Source organism: Orenia metallireducens, from assembly GCF_001693735.1.
Lineage (GTDB): Bacteria > Bacillota > Halanaerobiia > Halobacteroidales > Halobacteroidaceae > Orenia > Orenia metallireducens.
Window position 1 is genome coordinate 472605 of sequence record NZ_LWDV01000010.1, and the last position, 22415, is coordinate 495019.

Genomic DNA, 22415 nt, shown 5'->3' on the forward strand with positions numbered 1-22415 from the left:
ACTATACACTTAGGTAAAAGTATCGCAATATACCCATTAAGCCTTACTTTGAACTTTATTGAAAATCCATCTTAACTTCAAAAAAATAAAAACTCCACTGTTACCAACAAGGTAACAGTGGAGTTTTTAAATTATCCTTTATCTCTTCTCAATAAAACTATGGGCAATATCAGCAGATTGATCACTGATATGCTCTAATTTTTCAAGAGTTTCTAAATAGACAATAGCAGCACCTGGTAAACATGAACCCTGATTTAATCTCTTCATATGTTCTTCACGATATTCTCTTTGTAAATCATCTACATATTGCTCTGCCTGAATCAATTCAGTAGCCAATGAAACATTCTCTTTCTCAATCAATTCATAAGTTTTAGCTAAGATATCTAGTGAGATATCAAAGATATTTTGAATGCTCTCTCTAGCATCTTCAGAGAATTGATTCTTATTATTTAAATGCTCAATAAGCAATTTAGATAATGAGTCTGCATCATCACCGACACTTTCAATAGCATCTATAATAATAAAGTACATATCGATTGTTTTAATATCCTCTTCTGATAAGTTAGCTTGAGGTATCTTAGTTAAGAATACCAATAACTCCTCTTCTAACTCATTAATAATCTCCTCTTTCTTACGAACAGCATCTATTAAGTCTTTATCTTCATTTAAGAAAGCTTCCTTAGCATCTCTAACCATATCAGTAGATATCTCTAACATACGAGCCACTTCACGCTTTAATTGCTCAACTGCTACACTAGGAGTCTCTAACATTCTTTCATCAAGATAGCTTAAGCCGCGTTTAATATCATTATCTTCACCTGGAACGATATAATTTACAATTTTAACAATAAACCCTACAAAAGGTAACCAGATAATTGCATTAATAATGTTAAAAGCCGAATGGGTGTTAGCAATCATTCTAACTGCATTAACCTCATGACCAGCACTTAAAGCTCTGTTAGTAAAGAAGTTCTCTAAAATCCCAGTAAAGTTTGGAATAATATATAAGACTATTAAAAAGACAAGAGAACCAATTACATTAAATACTGTATGGGCTGCAGCAGCACGCTTAGCATTGCGATTAGTCCCAATACTTGATAATATCGCCGTAATAGTAGTACCAATATTATCTCCTAATAGAATCGGTACAGCAGCATGATAATCTAATACCCCTACAGATAATAAACTGATTAAGATACCGATACTAGCACTACTACTTTGTACTAATACAGTCATCACAGTTCCTACTAAAACACCTAAAATAGGACTATGGCTAAAGGTTCTCATCCAATGAACAAAAGCCTCAGACTTTCTCAATGGTTTCATTGTATCCTTCATGATTGTCATTCCTAAAAATAAGATACCAAAGCCTAAAAGAACTTGTCCTAAATGCTTAAGTTTATCATTCTTACTAAATAAGTATAATACAGCACCAATAGCGATTGCATGTAATGAATAATGGCTTAATTTAAAAGAAATTAATTGTGCTGTAATAGTTGTCCCAATATTAGCACCAAAAATTACCCCAATAGACTGTTTTAAAGTCATTAAACCTGCATTAACAAAACCAACTACCATTACCGTAGTAGCACTACTACTTTGAATAATAGCTGTTACTCCAGTCCCCACTAGTAAACCAGCTATACGATTAGTAGTCAATAACCCTATTAATTGCTTTAATTTGTTACCAGCAGACTTTTGTAAGCCATCTCCCATCTGCTTCATTCCATAAATAAAAAGCCCCAAACCACCTAATAAAGAAAATACCATATCTAACGACAAGTAAATCTCTCCTTCCCCAAAATTAAATTCTAAAGGTACAAAATAAATAAGTCCCAAACAAGTTTACTTTTCGACATCAATTTACAAAATCCCTTTATATTTATTTCAAAAGATTTATAACAAAGTAGAAATTGTCCATTATAAATCTTTAAAATCACAAATAAAAGCATATGTACTATGATAAGTTGCTATAATAACTTTATAAATAAAATTAATTTTTATAAATACATACCATCTATTATTATATCATTTTTTGAATTTGGGTCAAGCTAATCAAATTTAATTAATGCTAGTAATTTAACTAATTAAAAAAAAGGCAACTCTAAAGTTGCCTTGAATATAAGTTTGAAATTTACACTACTAACCTTTTATCTACAGCCTTAGCTACTCTATTAAGCTCTTTTATCATCTTAGCAAAATCTTCAGGTTTTAAAGACTGTTCTCCATCACACAGAGCTTCTTCAGGATATGGGTGCATCTCAACTATGATACCATCAGCTCCAGCCGTAATTCCTGCTTTGGCTAAAGGAGCCACTAAACTTCGTTTTCCAGTCCCATGGCTTGGATCTATAATTATTGGTAGATCAGTCATCTCCTTAATCCAAGCTATAGCATTTAAATCTAATGTATTTCTAGTAGCAGTTTCAAAGGTTCTAATTCCTCTTTCACAGAGAATAACCTGAGAGTTACCATGAGCAATAATATATTCTGCTGCTAAGATCCACTCTTTAATTGTTGCTGAGTAGCCTCTTTTTAATAAAATGGGCTTATCTAATCTTCCTAGTTTCTTTAACAGACCATAATTTTGCATATTGCGTGAACCTATCTGTATAATATCAGCATAATTATTAACTAGTTCTATATCATCAGAGTCCATTAATTCCGTTACAACCTTAAGTCCAGTCTCTTCTCTAGCCTCTGCTAATAATTTCAAGCCTTCTTCACCTAGTCCTTGGAAACTGTAAGGGGATGTCCGTGGTTTAAAAGCCCCTCCCCGTAAAATATGACCACCATACTCTTTAACATATCTAGCTGCCTCCAATAGCTGTTCTCTACTCTCTACAGCACAAGGACCAGCCATAATTACTAGCTCATCGCCACCAATTTTAATATCCCCTACCTGCACAACCTTTTGATGCTTCTCCACTTCTACACTACTTAGCATTTTATCCACTCTCCTTTTTAATATTTGTCACTTCTCACTACTCATCTACCAAAATATAAAAAGCCCACCTTGTCATCCCTATATTTAGGACGAAACAAGGCAGGCTTGAATTTCGTGGTACCACCCTAATTGGACTATAATTATAGTCCCACTAGTTTCAATAACGACAGAAATGCCGGTATAACTTACTAAAAGATTCAGCTATACAGCTCCAGAGCGAAATTTCACTTAATGACCTTTAGAGATGCTTACAGCCGGTGACATCTCCTCTCTGTAAAGGCTACCATCAACTTACTTAACTCCTTCATAGCTTTTAACAATATTTTATTTAAAGCATTGCTTAGGTTTCATCTTATTTTTAACAATTGTAACAATTATTTATATTGTTGTCAAGAAAATTTAATATCTTTTATTATATTAAATTGTTAGACTTATTAAATTTTAACATAGTAATTGTCTGGTAATGGGGATATTGCGACACTTTTACTTTTGCAAAACTCCCCTCTTTTGGGTAGAAGAGAGGGGTTGGGGGTGAGTTCGAGCCTTTAAAATATCACAACGCCCCCTGACCCCCTCTTACTCTAAGAGGGGGAACTTAGAGTTCAAAAGTGTCGCATTATCTATCTATTATCTCAATTTATATATCATCAAAAGGTATGATATCATATGACGAATACTTTTAATCTGTGATAAACCCAACTTATTTATTCAGTTACATCTACTATTGATTCATAAATTATCTCTAGCATCTCACTTAATTCCTCTTCTGTACTACATAATGGCGGCATAAAGACTACTACATTACCCAATGGTCTAATAATCATCCCTTTCTCTCTGGCTGCCATACAGACCTTGACCCCTTTTCTCTCTTCCCAAGGGTACTCTTCTTTACTCTCTTTATCTTTAACCAACTCTATCCCTATCATTAGACCTCTTTGACGAATATCTCCTACATGCTTTAATTCTTTAAAAGCCTCTAATTTATCTTGAGCTAGCTTGATTTTATTCTGCATCTTTTCGATTATCTCTTCTTTCTCAAATAAATCTATATTAGCTAAAGATACTGCTGCTGCCAAAGGATTTCCTGTAAAGGAGTGCCCATGAAAGAAGGTCTTCTGGGTAGCATAATCATCATAGAAAGCATAATAAATTTCATCAGTAGTTAAAGTAGCTGAAATAGGTAAGTAACCTCCACTAATTCCTTTGGCTACTGTCATAATATCTGGACTAACCTCTTCATGCTCACAAGCAAACATCTTACCTGTTCTCCCAAAACCTACAGCAACTTCATCAGCTAACATCAAGATATTGTACTTATCACATAACTCTCTAGCTTTACTTAGGTACCCTTTAGGAGCTGTAATCATTCCACCTGCTCCCTGTACTAGTGGCTCAATCACAAAGGCTGCTATCTCTTCATGGCGACTTCTCATCATGTTTTCTAACTCTTTAATACAGCTAAAGTTACATTCGCCCTCTTCTTCACCAAAGCTACAGCGATAACAGTAGGGTGATGGTGCTTTAAGACTATCAAAGAGTAATGGTCGATAAATTTTATGGAAGAGATCAACTCCCCCTACACTGACAGAACCCACTGTATCACCATGATAAGCATTCCTTAAAGTAATAAATTTATCCTTGGATCCATAAACCCCATCAATCTGTTGCCAATATTGAAAAGCCATCTTCAGACCAATTTCTACTGCTGTCGAACCACTATCAGAGTAAAATACCTTATTCAATCCTGCCGGAGTGATCTCAACGAGCTTCTCAGCCAATTCTGTAGCAGGAACATTAGCCAAGCCTAGCATAGTGGTATGGGAAATCTTCTCTAACTGCTCTTTAATGGCATCATTTAACTCCTTCTTCTGATGCCCATGTACATTTAACCAGATAGAAGAGACACCATCATAATAAGAGTTGCCTTCAGTATCATAGAGTTTAATCCCCTCTCCCCGCTCTATAATCAATTGCTCATTCTCTACCCATTCTTTCATCTGGGTAAAAGGCTGCCAGACATACTTCTTATTTTTTTCTAATAACGATAATTCTTCTCTCATACTAACTCCTCCCTTTTCTAGTTATTAATAATCTTCTTTAAACTGTAGATTCCTCTATACTAATCTGTATCTGATTTTTTTGTTCTTAAATTCTTACAACCTTATTTGACACTGATTAAAATCTGATCAAATTCTGATTTGAAACCTTAATAATCTTTTAGCTTTATGATTTAATCCGCTTTTATCACCCCAAGAGTACTTACTCAGTCAACAAAGATCGTTTCCTTCAAAGTGCTGCTTAAATCTGCGTCCAACACTCTTTTCAACTTAAATCCTTTAAACATTTTTAAATAATGACTAAGTTCTGACTTAAACCTTTAATAATTTAATCCCTTTATTCTTTAATCTGTGTTCTTCTGTGTAAGTCTTTGTCTAATATTTCTTTTGACTTTAAGCTTTCAAATTCTAATTATTTCAATTATCAATTGTAGATTATAAACTGTCAATTATCTTCTCTACCTCTACATACTCCTCAAATATCCTAGCCAAATCTACCTTTTCAGAGCCACTCTCTAAACCTTCTATGTAAGGTACTATTCCTAAAATATCTACATTTGCAAGCTCAGCAATCACCTCTGGATTGGTCCGTTCTGCAATTCCTGCTTCTTCCTTCAAACCATTAATAATCACACCTAAGACCTCAATTCCTAATTGGCGAGCCACCTTTACTGTCAAAACTGTATGATTAATCGTACCTAGATTTGGTCGAGCTACAATAATTATCGGCAAATCAAAGCTTTTGACCAAATCTGGTATCAGAAAATTCTTAGCCAGAGGTACCATCAATCCCCCCGCACCTTCAACTATTAAACCTTGGTGTAGTGCTAATAATTCTTGATAAGCTCTATCAACCTTAGTTAAATCAATCTCTATACCTTCAATCTCTGCAGCTACACTAGGTGCTAAAGGTTCTCTTAAACGAATCGGGTTCATCAAATCATAATCTGTATCTAAATCTACAAATCTTAATGCGAATTCCAAATCTGGAGATAATAATCTCCCCTCAGCTTCGATAAAATCTGTTTGAAAGGGCTTCATTAAGCCTATATCATAGCCTCTCTCTCGCAAAGCAGCTAGTAGTCCAGCTGTCACTACCGTCTTACCTACATCAGTATCTGTTCCTGTAACAAAAAAACCTCTATTCATTCTAATCACCACTACTTTCTAATTCATTATCTTATAAGCCCTACTTCTCTCCCCGCTCTAGCAAAGATATCTAAAGCCTCTTCTATATCTTCACTACTATGGCTAGCCATCACTGTAACTCTAATTCGACTCATCCCTCTTGGAACTGTAGGTGGTCTAATTCCTGGTGCTAAGACCCCTTCTTCCACCAAAGACTTACTTAGTTTCATGGTCTTCTCTGTATCACCAATCATAATTGGAATAATAGCACTATTACTAGGTAATAAATCATAGCCTAAATCCTCTAAACCATCTTTTAATAACTTAATATTCCTCCATAACTTCTTAATCAATTCAGGATGAGATTGTAAATAATTCAATGACGCAAGGCTGGCTCCAATAGTTGCAGGGGCTAATGCAGTAGAATAGATAAAGGCTCTAGCCTTATTCCTTAATAAATCGATTAACTCTTTACTTCCTGCTACAAATCCACCCTCTGAGCCTAATGCCTTACTCAAAGTTCCCAGTTGAATATCTATCTTCCCCTTTAAGTCAAAGTATTCTACAATTCCACTGCCTTTTTTACCTAATACTCCTGTTCCATGGGCATCATCAACCATTACTAAAGCCTGATACTTCTTAGCCAACTCTACTATCTCTGGCAAAGGTGCTAAGTCTCCATCCATACTAAAGACACCATCAGTTACAATCAGTTTTTTCCTATATTTACTGCTTCTCTTTAATATCATCTCTAGTCTTTCTAAATCACCATGCTTATAAACTAGGAGCTTAGCCTTACTTAAGCGGCATCCATCAATAATACTAGCATGATTTAACTTATCACAGATGATTACATCTTCTGCTCCTACTACTGTAGTCAAAACACCAAGATTAGCCATATAACCAGTATTAAAGACTAGAGCAGCTTCTGTCTCTTTAAAATTAGCTAGCTTACTTTCTAGCTCTTCATGTAAGTCATAGTTACCAGTGGTTAAACGGGAACCTCCTGAACCTGTTCCATACTCTTCTATCACTTGAATAACCTCTTCTTTTATCTCCTTTCTAGTCGATAGTCCTAAATAATTATTAGAAGCTAACATAATAACCTCTTGATTATCAATAATCACTCGTGGAGACTGTGAACTTTCTAATCTTTTTAATTCTCTATGTAAACCTTCCTCTTTCAATAAGCTTAGCTCTTCAACCCAAAAATTCATCAACTCACCTCTATCTAGGTATATCAAAAGTTCTTATTTAAATTTATTTTTTTAATCTAACAAACAATAGGTGATGGGTTACAATAATTTGATTATCCTCTCTATATCTCTCCATATATTTACGCTCTATTTTCTTTAATAATCCTGAAGTTAAAGGTGGCTTATCTTTTTTAGCACTATTAGCACCAATCTTCTTAATTGCTCTTAAGAAATCAATCACATTAGAAAATCTTTCAATATATTCTTCTTCACTTATCTCAACCTCGCTAAATTCTTCTTCTAAAATTCTCTCTAATTCAGATTTACTAAAGAACCTTTGGGAATAGCTATCTTCTCCTTTAACCTCTTGAAAACAACTTCTCAATTCTTGAAAGGTCTTATCACCAAAGATAGAGAAATAAATCTCCCCCCTATCCTTCAACTGCTCTCTAAAATTCCTAAGAGCTAGTTTCAAATTTTGAAACCATTGAAAAGTAGCATTAGAGATTATTAAGTCAAACTTTTGCTTTAATTTTATTTGCTCACCATCAGCTAATATATATTCAATTTGGTGATAATCTTTAAATTTTTCCTTACATCTTGCAAGCATCTTAGGTGAAATATCAATAAGGAGATAGTTACTCTCTAAAAATCGATTAACAACAAACTCTGTAAAAAGTCCTGTACCTCCCCCAATCTCTAATATATTATTTACTCCATCTTCCTCTTTTAAATAATCATTTAACTTCTCTGCCATATACTTTTGTACAACAGCATATTGGTCATAACTATCAACTGCCCTAGAAAAATTCTCCCTTACCACCTCTTTTTCAATCAACTAAATACCTCCTTATCAACTCATTTACTTCTTCTTCTGCTTCATATATCATATTATGACCAACTCCCTCTAGTATATAAAAATCATAATCTTTAAAAAACTCTAAAACTTGCTTAGAACTGGAATTAGTTATTATCTCATCTTCTTTGGTCACTACTACAAGAGGTCTTACACCTTCAATAATATTCATATCTCTTAAGTCCTCTTCTAACAAAAGTCTTAACCCTTCTTTTAGATAATTACTATCTAGTTCTTTTAATTCTTTTCTATATTTCTCTAAATAATCTTCATAAAAGCTTTTATTATAAAAATTCAGTCTACTAAAATTAATTAATGTCCTTAGCTTATTTCTTTCAATATCTCTAATCATCTTTTTTACAACTATTTTTGGCTGATTTTTTAAAAAGTAAAGGGTAGGTGCCAAAAGTATTAGCTTATTAACTCTAAAATCATTCAAATATCTCAAAGCCATCATTGTTCCCATCGACCAGCCTAAGAAATTTATTTCACTTGGATTTCTCCTAACAATCTCTTGCACCAAAGATTCTTTATTAAAAGAATCCACTATCAGTAGCTCATACCCCTCCAATTTTAACCCTTCATATAAACTCCTACTCGTCCCCCAACCAGGAAATAATACCATCAGTTTCATAGAATATACTCCTTTTTATTGTTAACAATAAAAAATATCAAGTTTACAATAAAAATAAAAATTTTATAAGAATCTCTCTTAAAATGATACATAAGACTGATATTACGACACTTCTTCACAACGCCCCCTGAACTAATACTCTGTTTTCCCCTCTCTTGGGAGGAAGAGAAAGGGGAGGATGAATTCGATATTTTAACTAAGGAAGTGTCACAATATACCCATAAAGTACCACATTTAAATTTTACTCTAAAGTTTAATAACTATTCCCCTAATCCCAAATCTTTAATCATCTGTAAATCCTCTGCTGTTGCTCTTCCTTCAGTAGTCAGATAATTTCCAATTAATAAACCATTAACACCCGATAATAGACTTAATGACTGTAAGTCCCGTAAATTATTCTCTCTTCCCCCACATAACTTAATCACCTTGGTAGGTAAGATAAATCTAAAGATAGCTGCAGTCTTTAAAGTCTCCATAGGTGGTACTGGATCATTACCATATAAAGGTGTTCCTTTAACAGGATTTAGAATATTAATTGGTACTGAATCCACATCCAACTCCTTGATAGTAAAAGCTAAATCTACCCTATCCTCAAAGCTCTCTCCTAAGCCAATAATTCCTCCACTACATACCTCCATACCTCTCTCTTTTAAGAATTTAACAGTATTTACTCTATCCTGATATGTATGAGTAGTGCAGATTTCTGCATAATAACTTTCAGAAGTCTCTAAGTTATGGTTATATCGCTTTAATCCCACATTAGCCAACTTCTCTGCTCTCTTCTCATCTAGTGTTCCCAAAGATGCACAGACCTCCAAATTAGTCTCTTCTCTTATCAGTCTAAAAGCCTCTATCAAGTTCTCAAAATCTTCATCACTAACTACTCCTCGTCCACTGGTTACAATTCCAAAGTGTTCTGCTCCACTACCTTCCATCTCTTTGGCTCTAGCCAAGATATCCTCCTTAGCCATCAATGGATAAGTGACTGTCCCTGTATTATAATGGGCTGATTGAGAACAGAAGGTACAGTCCTCAGAACAACTTCCTGACTTAGCATTAACAATTGAGCATAAGTCTACCTTCTTACCGATAAACTTATTCTTAATCTCATTAGCTGCTGCTAATAATTCCATTGTTCTACTCTCATCTAAGTTTACTAAATACATTGCCTCATCTTTAGTAATACCCTCACCTGCTAAAACTTTATTTTTAAGTTCCTGTAACATAATAACCTCTCCTTTTTAGTTAACTTATTTATTTTATAGTTAACAATATTTTTAAAAAATTTTCCATGTAGTTATATATAATATATATAAAAAAGCAGTTATTGTCAACCTCTTTAAAAACATATTAACATATCAATTCTTAAATAATATTACAGCTTATCAATATTGAGATTAAATAAAAAAAGACAACCCTTATATGGATTGCCTAAAGTATTTATTTAGATGTTATGATTTTCCTTAATCTTATTTACAGACTCATTATCTAAATCGGTCATTTGAATTATCTCTTCTACTCCTATTCCTTTCTTTAACATACTTTTTACCACCTTTTCTATACCTTTTTCTATACCTCTTTCCACACCTTTTCTCTCAGCCTTCTTCAATGCCATCTCTTCATCACGTAACCATTTTAACCTAGCTTCATAAAGCTCTCGTTCATCTTCGTTTAAATACATTGTATCTAACACTTTGATTGCTTTTTCTATACTTTCAACCTCGGCTAATTGTGAAGGAATCTGATCCTTATTATATTCATGAGCTCTCTTTAAAAACTCTGTCCATCGATCTAAAGCAGTCTGTATTTCGCTTAAGTCTTTATTATACTTTTCAAGTTCAATGAAATGTATCTCCAAATGATCTATTAACTCTTCTTTTGACTTAGAATTAAATAACTTATAAATATTATGATAATCTTCTTCAGCTAAGCAATTAAAGTTAAGTACATTAATTACTATCGTCTTTTCTAGTTTATCATAATTGATCCCTGATTCTAATTGACCAGTATATAGCCTAGCCCAATAATATAAAGCTCTTTTATCATAGTAATCTTGATCTGTTATCTGCATCTCAATATTGTACCAAATACCTTTTTCATCTACAGCTTTAACATCAAGAATTGACAGTTTATCATTTTTAAAGTTTTTAGAATTATAAGGATTCTTTAAGATCAAGTCTTTAATTTGTTCGTCTTTGTCCAACACTGAATTAATAAAAGAGATTAAGATATCTTTGTTCTCCTCACTGCCAAATAATTTTTTAAAAGCAAAGTCTACTCGTGGGTTTAAACGACACATCTTGGTTAAACCTCCTCTGTTACAATGATGCTTTAATTATAACATAAAGAATATATTGAAACCAGTTTCATAAATAATAATATATGGTGATTTTTAACTCATTACTTATCACACCTTATAGTTAACAATATCAACAATTAGGAATCAGAAACCAAAAATCAGTCTATTTAGCTGGTCTCTAATTCCTGACAACTGATTCCTAATTTCTCTATAGCCCTCTCTAACTCCCCAATTACCTGCTCATCCTTCTCTTTTAATAGCTCCTTCTCTAATCTATCCAAGACACCTTTATCACCTATCTCTCCCAAAGCCCAAGCAACATTGGCTCTGACTATTGGTTTTGGGTCAACTAGAGCTTCTAGCAGATAGGGTACAGCTCTTTTATCCTTTAAATTCCCCAAAATAATAGCGGCATTCCGTTGAATCGGTCGTTTTCCTCGCCAGTTCATGGGAGTAATCATAAACTTATCTTTATACTCCTTATTACTTAAGGTTAATAGAGGAATTAATTCAGGATACGCCTCTAAAGTCTGAGGTCTAAACTCTTTGTGGTCTCCTACTTTTACATCTTGATTCTGAGGACAGGCACTTTGGCAGGTGTCACAACCCCATAATCTATTGCCCATCTTCTTGCGCTGCTCTTCATCAAGGTAACCTTTACTTAATGTGATATAGCCTAAACACTTGCGGCTATCTAAGGTATAAGGAGCTACCAATGCTCCTGTGGGACAGGCATTTATACACCTTCTACAATCATCACACTTGTCTTCTATAGGTGAGTCATATTCTAACTCTAAATCGGTAATTATCCCCCCTAAGAATATCCATGAACCATACTCAGGATTGATAATACTACAGTTCTTACCCTGCCAACCAATCCCCGCTCTTCTAGCCAATGCTCTATCAACACTAGGACCTGTATCGACAAATTTAAATAATTCTACATCTTTTCTCTTCCCTTTAATAAAGTCAATCAACTTATCTAGTTTATCACCTAAAACCTGATGATAATCCTGCCCCCAAGCAAAACGTGATAGAGCTCCTCTTAATTCTTCTTTAACTTTTCTCCTACTTTCAGCTATATATTTATCATCAATACTATAAGAGATAGCACAGACAATCACCGATTTAGCCTCTGATAATACCCTTTGAGGTTCAGTTATCTTCTCTAAATCATCATGGACAAAGGTAGACAAATACTCTTTCTCTCTCATCTTTATTAAGAATTCCTTAAGTTCTGGAAAGGATCCAGCATTGGTAATCTTAATAGCATCTATTCCAATAGATTTAGCATAATCTTTAAGTTTGGTAGTTAAAGTAATGGTAACCTTCTCCTTTCTTTGACTCTAATACCTTGATTAATTTATTTTTAATTGATTACCTTTAATTAATAAATCTTTAAATTTTTCAGCTGGAAGGGGTCTACTAAATAAATAGCCCTGTATCGATCCACAACCAAGCTTTAAGAGTTGATTTAATTGATCTTCTCTCTCTACACCTTCAGCAATTACAGAAATACCTAAGTTCTGAGCCATATCAATAATCATCTTAGCAATAGTATCATCTTTAACAATATCATCTACAAAGACTTTATCTATCTTTAATGTATCAATAGGTAGTTTCTGTAAATAACTTAATGAACTATAACCTGTTCCAAAGTCATCAATAGCAACTGAAACCCCAAGCTCTTTAAGTAAAATTAATTTGTTGATAACTTCCTCTTCATTATTTACAGCTATACTCTCTGTTATCTCTAACTCTAAATACTTTGGATTTAATTTACTCTCCTTTAAAGCCCTTTTTACCATCTCAATAAAATCTACCTTCCCAAATTGAATATTAGATATATTTACTGCAACAACTAAAGAGGAATTAGTCATTTGATTCCATCTTCTAGTCTGCTCACATGCTTTCTTTAATACCCACTCCCCAATCGCTATAATAGATCCTGTCTCTTCTGCTAAAGGGATAAATTCTGCAGGGGAGATAAATCCTTTTTCTGGATGATTCCAACGTAATAATGATTCCATTCCTGTAATATCTCCTGTAACTCCATTAACTTTAGGTTGATAATAAAGTTCTAACTCTTCTTCCTCTAATGCTTTAATTAACATCTCTTTTGATAGTTTATTTCTCATGTTTAGATCATAAAATTCAAAATCATTTTTTCCTCTATTCTTAACATTATACATAGCCAAATCAGCATTATTAATCAAAAGGTCAATATCAGTTCCATCAATTGGATAAAAACTAATTCCAATACTTAAAGTAATAATCAACTCTTTTCCATTAATAGAATAAGGTTTCTTTATATTTGAAATAACCTTCTTAGCTACATCTTCTGCAAACTTATTACTTTTAATATTAGGAATAAAGATAATAAATTCATCCCCTCCAATTCGAGAACTTATACTATTTTGTGGAAGATTCTCTTTTAATCTTTTAGTAATAGCTTGTAATAATAAATCTCCTACCTCATGACCAAAAGAATCATTAATACTCTTAAATTTATCAATATCAATAAAAAAGATAGCATTAATCTCATAATCTTTACTTGAAGATAATTGCTCTCTTACTTGCTGATAAAAATAAGATCTATTTGGCAAATTAGTTAATTCATCATGGCGTGACTGATGAAGAATCTTTTCTTGTGATTTTTCTAAAATATCTAACATATTATTAAATTTAACCTTAATAGTTGAAAATTCGTCTTTAGATTCAATAGTAAGTCGAGTTGATAAGTCTTTACTTTTAGATATATCATTTATACCATCTATTAATAATTGCAAAGGGTTAAAGATAAATTTATTCATAAAAAACCAAGCACTTATAAAATAAATGACTCCTACAGCTAAAATCCCACCCATAAAATATAGCATACTAAAATAACCCTGTCGGTAGATATCTTTAGTCTTACTTACCTGTAAAGTAAGGGCTGGTCTTTTATATATATCATATAAAGTTGAGTAGCCATACATATACTTATCACCTATATCTTCAGACCAAATATCCACTTTACTAATTAACTTAGAATCTATAACCTTTATTTCTTTACCTGCTTGTCTCTGTTTAAAAGCTTTCATTGTAATTTCTAAATTAGTCTGTTTTGATAATCGGTTAACCAAATCTTGATTTAAATAACGACCTATGATAAGAGCCCCACGAATTGGTCCTTTAAAATAACCCGTTATAACTGGATGAGAGGAGACCATTATATAACCTTGTGAAGTAGAGATAATCCCTGTAATATTATCAATTGGTTTTGAAAACCTAACTAAAGGTGAGCCCTTACTTATATGCTCTAATATCTCTTTATCTACAATACCTTCTTCTTTAGTCTTTAGATTAAATCCCTTTTTATAAATAACTTCTCCCTTTTTATTTACTAGAATAAAAAGGTTCCAATTATTTGTAGAAAAAGTTTCATTCATTAAATTTTCATCTATATACTCTAAATTTTGATCCATACTAAACTTATAAGTAGCATCCCAAGCCGCATAATCCTGATTAAGAGCCTTCAATTGCAGTAAATCTTGTTCTAACGCACCTATAATTTGCCTACTCTGTCTAACTACATCCCTTTCTTCTAACTTATAAAATTTACTTAAAAAAAGATTATAAGTTATTAAATATACTATACCTAACATTAAACAGGTAATCATACTAAAGATAATTAATATCTTCTTATTTAATTTAGTATAATCCTCCTCAAATTTGAAAGTAGCCTTTTTCTTATTATTAAAACCCATAATCTTTTCTATTAATACTTTAAAAGACTCCATAATTTCATCCCCTTATTAGTTATCCTTATATTCAAAAATTCTATAAATCTTAGCTATCCCCTTCTTTAATAATTATTAATAATTATAGCTATATTTTCAAAACCAAAATCAACTATAATTAAATAAGAAAAGACAGCCACAAGGGCTGTCTCTCTAATCTTCTTTTTTAGCTTTAATAAAGAAATCATCATCTGAATGCCCACCTTTGGTCTGACAATTGTAATTATTCTCTCTTAAGATATTTAAGATTTCATCAGCTTGATGGGCATCTTGTCTTTCTAAGGTAATAGATAAATGCTGCCCTGCTTCCATATCAGCAGCTAGCTTTCTTAGTTTTGCCAGCTCAGCTTTAGTAATTGCTGGTCTAAAATCAAGCGAGATATATCCCATATCACACCACCTTAATTTAAGAGACATTTTTCCATGCCTGGCTTCAAATTATATCTCTTCAATAGCATCAGTAGGGCAAGCATCAATTGCATCTTCAACCTCTGCTTCTAGCTTATCTGGTACATGTTCAGTGATTGCTATCGCTTTCTCATCATCATCCCATTCAAAGACTGCTGGTACAGAGTTAACACACAATCCACAGCTGATACAATCATCTTTTATTACTTGTACTTTCATTCTATCCCATCCTTTCTCATAATGAATTTCTCCATTAGTATTACAACTTTTTAGAACAATTATTCACTATCAACTCACAGTCTACTAACTTAATTCATAAAATAATCTAAAACTAAAAATAGGAGGGAAAGGATGATTGATAAAAGTTTTTTACATAAAGTTAGAAGGGAAATTGTAGGTATTAATGCTAAAGTGCCTTTAATAGATGGACAAAAGGTAAGATATATCAACTTTGATAATGCTGCTAGTACTCCAAGTTTCAAAAGAGTCATTTATAAAGTAAAAGAATTCTTAAGCTGGTACTCTAATGTTCACCGTGGAACTGGCTTCAAATCTCAAATATCTACAGAAGTTTATGATGAAGTACATAATTTAGTTGCAGATTTTTTTGGTGCAGATAAAGATAATAACACTATAATCTTTGTCAAAAACACTACAGAAGCAGTTAATAAACTATCAAATAGCCTAAATCTATCACCAAGAGATATTGTTATTACAACTCCAATGGAGCATCACTCTAATCTACTGCCTTGGCGAGATAAGTGCAAAGTAATCTATAGCAACTTAGATAAAGAAGGGAGATTAGATTTAGAGGATTTAGAGAAAAAATTAAAAAGATATAGAAGAAAGGTAAAACTTGTTGCAATCAGTGGTGCTTCAAATGTTACTGGATATATCAATCCTATCCATAAAATCGCTAAACTCACTCATAAATATGATAGTAGAATTTTAGTTGATGCAGCCCAACTAGCACCCCACCGTCCAGTTGATATGAAAAAGTATAATGATCCCAAACATATAGATTACCTCGTCCTTTCGGCACATAAGATGTATGCTCCCTTTGGTACAGGGGTTTTAATTGGAGCAAAGGATACCTTTGAAGGAAATAAACCAGACTATACAGGGGGAGGTACAGTAAAAGCTGTTACTTTAAAGGATGTAATCTGGGGTGATTTACCTGATAAAGAGGAAGCAGGTACCCCAAACATAGTAGGAGCATTGGCTTTAGGTGAGAGTATTAAGATGATTAATGAACTAAAGTGGCTTAAAATCATCAAAAATGAAGAATTCCTTCTCAATTATACTCTAAAGCAGCTACAAGAAATTGATGAGGTAATACTTTATGGTACAATGAATTCTGGAGAGCTAACTGAACAGGTAGGTGTTATCCCTTTTAATATCAAAGGGCTAGAAAATACTTTAGTTGCATCTATTTTAGCCAATGAATTTGGAATTGGTGTCAGAAATGGCTGCTTCTGTGCACACCCTTATATTCATCATCTGTTTGGTCTTAGTGATGAAGAGATAAAAAAAGTAAAAAATGATATTGCCAAGGGGATTTATACCCATAAATATGGTCTGATTAGAGTCAGCTTTGGCTGCTATAATAGCCCATCAGAGGTTGACCATCTCATCTATGCTATTAAAGATATTATAGCTAGGAAGAAAGCAGGGGTGGATTTAACTGCTAATTATGAATTTGATAAAGAGAAAGCAGAATATAAACCTAAAAACAATATAAATTATGATAAATATTTTAAACTATAAAGATAAAATAACATCTTTAAAATTAAACCTTCTTGTAATTTTTAATAAAATTAATTATAATGTTATAAAATTAATATTGAAAGGAGGAAATCAAAGATGTCTGAAAATACTACTATTATTGTCAAGCAAGAAAAAAGTGTGGGCTTATCACTTTTACTTACCTTTTTATTTGGTGGCTTAGGACTAATGTATACTTCTATAGGTTGGGGAATCTTTTGGTTCCTAGTTGATGCCGTAGCAGCAATATTTACATTTGGAATTAGTGCAATTTTTATTCACCCCATTATTATGATTATAGGTGCTGTTATGACTAATAATTATAATAAAAGGTTGAACAATACCTATAAAAGTTAGCTATAATACCTCTAACAAACTTATAATTTCTTATAATTAACATCACTTTATAATAAATTGGATAAAACACTCATAGATAAGTCAATAACTTCTATTTTATAAATAGTAATTAAAATTAATTACTGTATCTCAAAGAAGTAAAACCATTTTTTAAAATAGTAAATATAACGAAACTATTATATAATAAAGCTTAGCATAAATTTATGCTAAGCTTTATTATTAAAATAATTCAGTTAATCCATTGTTTTCAATTATCTCTTTATACCAATGAGCACTTTCCTTTAGCCAAGGTTAAATTTAAATAAGAATTGCCTAAATTTAGACAATTCTTATTTGCTGTAACTGCTTATTATCTTATAAAAATTCTTATTCCTAATCTAAATCAAACTCCAAATCTAACTCATCTGCCCCTTCTTCTACCTCTGGTACCTCTTCTGTAACCTCTTTTTTCAACATATTTACCATCAAAGCACTTATTAATACACCTACTATAACAGCAACAATGAACATTAATCTATTATCAACTACTGGTAAGACTATTGGTCCTCCATGGGGTGCATGATCTCCTACCCCACTAACAGCAGCGATTGCTCCACCTATAGCAGAACCAGTTACAATAGAAGGAATAACCCTAATTGGGTCTGCTGCAGCAAAAGGTATAGCCCCTTCAGTAATTCCTATTAACCCCATAAAAAAGGCACCTTTTCCTGCTTGGCGTTCTTGAGATGTATATTTATTTGGTGCTAAAGTTGTTGCTAGTGCCATTGCTAATGGCGGAATACAAATCGCAACAGCAATTGGACCCATAACTGTGTAAACTCCTTGCTCAATCAGTCCAGCACCAAATAAGAATGCCGTCTTATTAATCGGTCCACCCATATCAAAAGCAATCATAGCTCCTAAAATAATTCCAAATACCACTTGACTACCATCACTCATAGCTTTTAACCAACTTGTCAACCCAGCCATAAAGTTACTAATCGGAACACCTACTACATATTGCAATAAACTACCGACAATAATTGTAGCCAATAGAGGAATAACGAAAATAGGCATAATAGGTCTTAAAATTTCAGGCACAGACCAACCTTTAATCCAATTTGCTACATAACCAGCAATAATACCAGCAATAATACCACCTAAAAATCCAGCTCCAATCTGTCCAGCTAAATAACCTCCAATCATACCTGGAGCTAAACCAGGTCGATCAGCAATTGAATAAGCTATATAACCGGCCAAGACTGGAACCATCATCGTAAATCCTGCTACACCCAAATTTAGTAAATTCTTTAACATTGGATTAGTTACATCTGCTCCTGAACCAGCCTTTACACCACTTAACATAATTGAAAAAGCAATTAATACTCCACCTGCAACAACAAAAGGAATCATATGAGATACACCAGTCATCAAATGTTGTCTAACTTCATTTAATATTTTTTTCATGATTACACCCCTTTTATCAGATTTAAAATATATTTTTCTAAAGATAAAATTGTCATAATATTCTAAGATTTCAAACATCAATAATTAGACTGTTAATTAATATCAAATTCCAATTCTAACTCTACCTCTTCTAAATTTTCTTCAATTAAATCCTCATTAGTGAAAAGAGTTAACCCTGCAATACCCATATCAGATATATCTTTTAATATTTCACTATCAGGTACAGCACCTTTTCCACTAAGCATTACTGCCAATGATAAAAGTACCCCTCCAGCTACGATAAATGGAATCATGTGACTTGTTCCTGTTAAAAGATGCTTTTTCAAATCAAAAAACGCTTTTTTTCATAAAATTACACCTCTACTTAATTTATATTTAGGCTATTGAATAAATCAAACTAATTTAACCTTATAACCTTATTAAATATATCAATATCACTTATTTTTATTAAATATTTTCTAATTTGTTCAATAGCCTAGTTAACAATTATATAGAGGATTTCATAATTACTATATTACTTATTCTTAAAAAAACAGATATTATATTATAAAATCCTCAAAATTTTATTCTTCAAACTCTTGAATTATCTTATCAATAATTTGATCAGAATGCTTAATCGCTTTTTGGACATCAAGTTTTAACTTTGGCATACTTTTAAACCTTTCTGGTTTAGAAATATTAACATCTGCTGCTATTATTACTGCTACAGCCTCTTTTACATCCTCTTCAGTAATCTGGTTTTCAATACCAATTGAACCTTGTGTCTCTACCTTAATCTCTACTCCTTTTTTCTTAGCACTCTTTTCTAATGACTCTGCTGCCAAATAGGTATGTGCTACTCCTGTAGGGCATGCTGTAACTGCTAAAATCTTCATTTATACCACTCCCTTTAATTATTTATTGTTGAAACAATTTAGATAAAGTATCATTAACATCCTCTGCATTTTGAGCAGACATTAAACTATCTTTAAACTCTTCATTTAACAAATTTCTAGATAAAGTTGATAAGATCTTTAAATGCTCGTTTGTCTCGCTCTTATCTGGAACAGCCAATAAAAATACCAATTTTACTGGTTTGTCATCAAAGGACTCCCATTCTACTGCTTCTTTAAGCCTTGCAAAAGCTATTGCTGGCTTGTCAACTCCCTCAGATTTACCATGAGGTATAGCAATTTCATACCCAACCCCTGTACTTGACTTTGCTTCTCTCTCAAATACAGTTTGAAGATATTCATCTATTGAATTCAAATTACCATTTCTATCAATCAATTCACCTAATGATTTGATTATACTATCTCTATCTTCTCCTTCCATATCAAGGACAATTAAATCTTCATTTATTAAAGAACTCATCTCTATCACCTCTTAAATAATAAGTTTTTTATATCTTCTTTTGTAGTAGCTCTTTTAATTGCTTCTAATACTTGTTTATCATCAAGAATTCTATGAAAATATCTGAAGAAATTCTTAGATTTTTCTTTTTCCAAAGCCAGTAAGAGAATAATACTTACTTTTTCATTTCCCCATTTTATTGGGTTATCTAAAGTAGCTACAGCTATCTTAGATTTTAAAACATAACTATCTCTACCATGAGGAATAGCAACTTCATTGCCTACAGCAGTGGATGTTATCTTTTCCCTCTCTAATGCTGAATCTATAAACTCTTCTTCAACTAGTTCTTTATTTAAAAGTTCAGTGCTCAGCCTTTTAATAATCTCTTCTTTTGAATCTAAATCTAAATTTATATAGATTAGTTCATCATCAAACAACTCTTTAATCTCATTAGACACTTGTTCTAATTTCAACTTTTCATTTTCTTTATCTTGAATTAAATAATTGATTTTACTTTTAATTAAGTTAATATCATTTTCTGTCAATAAAACACTAACTTGTACCACAGGTTTAGAAATATCACTTATCGGAATAGTACTAATAACTATATCTACATCTTCTAATTCTCTATTCTTCAATTCATGTACTGACATTAAATCTAATATCTCTATTCCAGATAATCTCTTTCTTAATCTAGTTGCTAGCAATTGAGAAGTACCAACTCCACTACTACATACAATAATCACTTTAATCTTATTACTAACCCTTTCTAAAGCAGCACCTAAGTGTAATGCTATATATCCAATCTCTTCTTCATTGACTTTAATGCCTAAATGCTTTTCAAATACTATACTAGTAGCCCAAGCAGCTCCAAAGATACTAGGATAATTATTCTTGATTTCATCTAAAATTGGATTTCTAAGGCTCATTCCATATTTTAAGCGATTAATAGCAGGTCTTAAATGTAAAACTAGTCCTAATAATAACTGTTCATCCTCGCTTAAATTAGCACCTAGCACATCACCTGCCATATAAATAATATCCTTAGCAATTTCAATTACCTTCTGGTCTGTATTCTCTAAAACATCATTTATATCTTTACTAATAATGTTCTGTTGTACTTTAGAGCCTAAAATATGAAGAGAGATATAACCTAATTCAGCTTCTGGTATCTGTACATCCAACTCTTCTTCTAAATTCTTAGCTATTACCTTGGCAATTTCAAACTCTTCTGTCTTTTTTAAGGAATTTAACTGCTCCTTTTCCATTTTAATATCTTTTCCTTTGCTTAACCTCTTTAAGCTAATAGCAATGTGAATAACTAACCCTACAAAAGCTTCGTCAGTAAATATAAATTTTAGGTCTCTTTCTATCTCCCCTAAAACATTCTCAATCTTTCGAAAATTAATATTATTAAAAAGTTCTCGTAATTGTTGATAAGTTTTATTATCTATTCTACTATCTATTATTATTGGATCAGTTACATCTTCTAACATCGCTTTTAATTCTTGGTTATCTTTAAATTGCGCCAACAGATCAGCTACTGCTCTTCTCCAATTCTTCTCTTCCCCTTTAACTTCAACTCCATAATTCTGCTTTCTCTCTAAAAGCAAATCATATTTATTCAACCACTTTTCCACATCTTCTAAATCATTATAAATAGTAGTTCTACTAACATATAACTCTTCTCCTAAACTTTTCATTGTATACTTGTTTTCAGATTGCAATAAGCATTTTAGAATATACTTCTGTCTAGTTTCTGAAGAAAAAGGATCTCTATAACTTTCAGAACTAAAGAGTTCATTCTTTAATTTATTCTTATATTCAGGATCAACCTCTAGCCAGATTCCTACTCTAGGTTTCTTAATCAACTTAATTTCATCATTATTCAAGACATCTTCCAGCTTCTTTAGATCACTTCTAATTGTCCTAGCAGATACTTCAAACTCCTTAGCTAAGTCTTTGATAGTGATTGCCTCTTCTTGATCTAATAAAATCGACAATATCTTAGTACTTCTTTCATTTGGTAATGCTAGCATCTTTATCACCTTATTATTTGTTGTAGTTTTCCACTATTATTTCCGGAAAAACCCCACTAATGAGGAAATTAGTTAACTATCTTCTTTAACCTTAATCTTATTATACTACATAAACCCTTGCTTTCCTAGGCTTCAAAAGCCATAATACCTTCCACTTTAATACGGAAACT

At 32.4% G+C, this 22415-nt stretch carries 20 protein-coding genes, 1 pseudogene and 1 other annotated feature; of the genes and pseudogenes, 2 read left to right on the forward strand and 19 right to left on the reverse strand.

Annotated features, from left to right (window positions below; all coding sequences use genetic code 11):
• Positions 1 to 138: 138 nt before the first annotated feature.
• The 14 genes from U472_RS14285 to U472_RS14345 all read right to left on the reverse strand — a co-directional run bounded on the left by U472_RS14285 (position 139) and on the right by U472_RS14345 (position 15526).
• Positions 139 to 1782, reverse strand: a complete 1644-nt coding sequence (locus tag U472_RS14285) for a Na/Pi cotransporter family protein (protein ID WP_083189934.1) — start codon at positions 1780 to 1782, stop codon at positions 139 to 141.
• Between the two features lie 352 nt (positions 1783 to 2134).
• Positions 2135 to 2947, reverse strand: coding sequence for a 3-deoxy-7-phosphoheptulonate synthase (aroF, locus tag U472_RS14290; protein WP_068719419.1), 813 nt, complete (start codon positions 2945 to 2947; stop codon positions 2135 to 2137).
• 82 nt (positions 2948 to 3029) lie between these two features.
• Positions 3030 to 3264: a binding site (T-box leader), on the reverse strand.
• A gap of 387 nt (positions 3265 to 3651) precedes the next feature.
• Positions 3652 to 5007: an adenosylmethionine--8-amino-7-oxononanoate transaminase gene (gene bioA, locus U472_RS14295; RefSeq protein WP_068719420.1), complete on the reverse strand. Its 1356-nt coding sequence runs from the start codon at positions 5005 to 5007 to the stop codon at positions 3652 to 3654.
• A 432-nt stretch (positions 5008 to 5439) separates the two neighbouring features.
• Complete coding sequence (gene bioD / locus U472_RS14300; protein WP_068719421.1) at positions 5440 to 6153, reverse strand: dethiobiotin synthase; 714 nt, start codon at positions 6151 to 6153, stop codon at positions 5440 to 5442.
• A gap of 26 nt (positions 6154 to 6179) precedes the next feature.
• Positions 6180 to 7349, reverse strand: coding sequence for an 8-amino-7-oxononanoate synthase (gene bioF, locus U472_RS14305; RefSeq protein ID WP_068719422.1), 1170 nt, complete (start codon positions 7347 to 7349; stop codon positions 6180 to 6182).
• Positions 7350 to 7392: 43 nt separating this feature from the next.
• On the reverse strand, positions 7393 to 8166 hold the full coding sequence (bioC, locus tag U472_RS14310) for a malonyl-ACP O-methyltransferase BioC (protein ID WP_068719423.1): 774 nt from the start codon (positions 8164 to 8166) through the stop codon (positions 7393 to 7395).
• Entirely contained in the window at positions 8159 to 8818 is a 660-nt protein-coding gene (locus U472_RS14315) for an alpha/beta fold hydrolase (protein ID WP_068719424.1), read from the reverse strand. Before U472_RS14315 ends, bioC begins: the two co-directional genes overlap by 8 nt.
• A 260-nt stretch (positions 8819 to 9078) precedes the next feature.
• Positions 9079 to 10044, reverse strand: a complete 966-nt coding sequence (bioB, locus tag U472_RS14320; protein ID WP_068719425.1) for a biotin synthase BioB — start codon at positions 10042 to 10044, stop codon at positions 9079 to 9081.
• Between the two features lie 218 nt (positions 10045 to 10262).
• A complete protein-coding gene (locus tag U472_RS14325; RefSeq protein ID WP_068719426.1) occupies positions 10263 to 11117 on the reverse strand; it encodes an Rpn family recombination-promoting nuclease/putative transposase in 855 nt (284 codons plus the stop codon).
• Between the two features lie 167 nt (positions 11118 to 11284).
• Entirely contained in the window at positions 11285 to 12439 is a 1155-nt protein-coding gene (gene queG, locus U472_RS14330; protein ID WP_068719427.1) for a tRNA epoxyqueuosine(34) reductase QueG, read from the reverse strand.
• 36 nt (positions 12440 to 12475) lie between these two features.
• Complete coding sequence (locus tag U472_RS16425) at positions 12476 to 14899, reverse strand: EAL domain-containing protein (protein WP_083189935.1); 2424 nt, start codon at positions 14897 to 14899, stop codon at positions 12476 to 12478.
• Between the two features lie 65 nt (positions 14900 to 14964).
• Entirely contained in the window at positions 14965 to 15090 is a 126-nt protein-coding gene (locus tag U472_RS17470) for a hypothetical protein (protein WP_281201119.1), read from the reverse strand.
• A complete protein-coding gene (locus U472_RS14340) occupies positions 15053 to 15289 on the reverse strand; it encodes a hypothetical protein (RefSeq protein WP_068719428.1) in 237 nt (78 codons plus the stop codon). Before U472_RS14340 ends, U472_RS17470 begins: the two co-directional genes overlap by 38 nt.
• 48 nt (positions 15290 to 15337) lie before the next feature.
• Positions 15338 to 15526 carry a ferredoxin gene (locus tag U472_RS14345; RefSeq protein WP_068719429.1) on the reverse strand — a complete coding sequence of 63 codons (189 nt, stop codon included), beginning with the start codon at positions 15524 to 15526 and terminating at the stop codon, positions 15338 to 15340.
• Positions 15527 to 15658: 132 nt separating this feature from the next.
• On the opposite strand from U472_RS14345, the gene U472_RS14350 reads away from it, so the two are divergent.
• Both U472_RS14350 and U472_RS14355 read left to right on the forward strand, forming a co-directional pair.
• On the forward strand, positions 15659 to 17074 hold the full coding sequence (locus tag U472_RS14350; protein WP_068719430.1) for an aminotransferase class V-fold PLP-dependent enzyme: 1416 nt from the start codon (positions 15659 to 15661) through the stop codon (positions 17072 to 17074).
• Between the two features lie 96 nt (positions 17075 to 17170).
• Complete coding sequence (locus U472_RS14355) at positions 17171 to 17428, forward strand: hypothetical protein (RefSeq protein ID WP_068719431.1); 258 nt, start codon at positions 17171 to 17173, stop codon at positions 17426 to 17428.
• Positions 17429 to 17800: 372 nt separating this feature from the next.
• On the opposite strand, the gene U472_RS14360 is transcribed toward U472_RS14355, so the two are convergent.
• The 5 genes and pseudogenes from U472_RS14360 to U472_RS14380 form a co-directional block, all read right to left on the reverse strand.
• Positions 17801 to 18874, reverse strand: coding sequence for a PTS fructose transporter subunit EIIC (locus U472_RS14360; protein ID WP_068719432.1), 1074 nt, complete (start codon positions 18872 to 18874; stop codon positions 17801 to 17803).
• 158 nt (positions 18875 to 19032) lie between these two features.
• Positions 19033 to 19200, reverse strand: a pseudogene (locus tag U472_RS14365) (PTS fructose transporter subunit IIC); the annotation flags it as partial.
• A gap of 237 nt (positions 19201 to 19437) precedes the next feature.
• Positions 19438 to 19749 carry a PTS fructose transporter subunit IIB gene (locus U472_RS14370; protein ID WP_068719434.1) on the reverse strand — a complete coding sequence of 104 codons (312 nt, stop codon included), beginning with the start codon at positions 19747 to 19749 and terminating at the stop codon, positions 19438 to 19440.
• A 22-nt stretch (positions 19750 to 19771) separates the two neighbouring features.
• Positions 19772 to 20227 carry a PTS sugar transporter subunit IIA gene (locus U472_RS14375; protein WP_083189936.1) on the reverse strand — a complete coding sequence of 152 codons (456 nt, stop codon included), beginning with the start codon at positions 20225 to 20227 and terminating at the stop codon, positions 19772 to 19774.
• 5 nt (positions 20228 to 20232) lie between these two features.
• Positions 20233 to 22245, reverse strand: a complete 2013-nt coding sequence (locus U472_RS14380; RefSeq protein ID WP_068719435.1) for a BglG family transcription antiterminator — start codon at positions 22243 to 22245, stop codon at positions 20233 to 20235.
• Between the last annotated feature and the right edge of the window lie 170 nt (positions 22246 to 22415).

Coding starts and splice junctions, on each gene's coding strand:
- bioA (WP_068719420.1), bottom strand. CDS start 5,007: ATGAGAGAAGAATTATCGTTATTAGAAAAAAATAAGAAGTATGTCTGG.
- U472_RS14350 (WP_068719430.1), top strand. CDS start 15,659: ATGATTGATAAAAGTTTTTTACATAAAGTTAGAAGGGAAATTGTAGGT.
- U472_RS14375 (WP_083189936.1), bottom strand. CDS start 20,227: ATGAGTTCTTTAATAAATGAAGATTTAATTGTCCTTGATATGGAAGGA.
- U472_RS14370 (WP_068719434.1), bottom strand. CDS start 19,749: ATGAAGATTTTAGCAGTTACAGCATGCCCTACAGGAGTAGCACATACC.
- U472_RS16425 (WP_083189935.1), bottom strand. CDS start 14,899: ATGGAGTCTTTTAAAGTATTAATAGAAAAGATTATGGGTTTTAATAAT.
- U472_RS14345 (WP_068719429.1), bottom strand. CDS start 15,526: ATGAAAGTACAAGTAATAAAAGATGATTGTATCAGCTGTGGATTGTGT.
- U472_RS17470 (WP_281201119.1), bottom strand. CDS start 15,090: ATGATGATTTCTTTATTAAAGCTAAAAAAGAAGATTAGAGAGACAGCC.
- bioF (WP_068719422.1), bottom strand. CDS start 7,349: ATGAATTTTTGGGTTGAAGAGCTAAGCTTATTGAAAGAGGAAGGTTTA.
- U472_RS14355 (WP_068719431.1), top strand. CDS start 17,171: ATGTCTGAAAATACTACTATTATTGTCAAGCAAGAAAAAAGTGTGGGC.
- U472_RS14340 (WP_068719428.1), bottom strand. CDS start 15,289: ATGGGATATATCTCGCTTGATTTTAGACCAGCAATTACTAAAGCTGAG.
- bioB (WP_068719425.1), bottom strand. CDS start 10,044: ATGTTACAGGAACTTAAAAATAAAGTTTTAGCAGGTGAGGGTATTACT.
- U472_RS14315 (WP_068719424.1), bottom strand. CDS start 8,818: ATGAAACTGATGGTATTATTTCCTGGTTGGGGGACGAGTAGGAGTTTA.
- U472_RS14325 (WP_068719426.1), bottom strand. CDS start 11,117: ATGTGTCGTTTAAACCCACGAGTAGACTTTGCTTTTAAAAAATTATTT.
- U472_RS14360 (WP_068719432.1), bottom strand. CDS start 18,874: ATGAAAAAAATATTAAATGAAGTTAGACAACATTTGATGACTGGTGTA.
- aroF (WP_068719419.1), bottom strand. CDS start 2,947: ATGCTAAGTAGTGTAGAAGTGGAGAAGCATCAAAAGGTTGTGCAGGTA.
- bioD (WP_068719421.1), bottom strand. CDS start 6,153: ATGAATAGAGGTTTTTTTGTTACAGGAACAGATACTGATGTAGGTAAG.
- U472_RS14380 (WP_068719435.1), bottom strand. CDS start 22,245: ATGCTAGCATTACCAAATGAAAGAAGTACTAAGATATTGTCGATTTTA.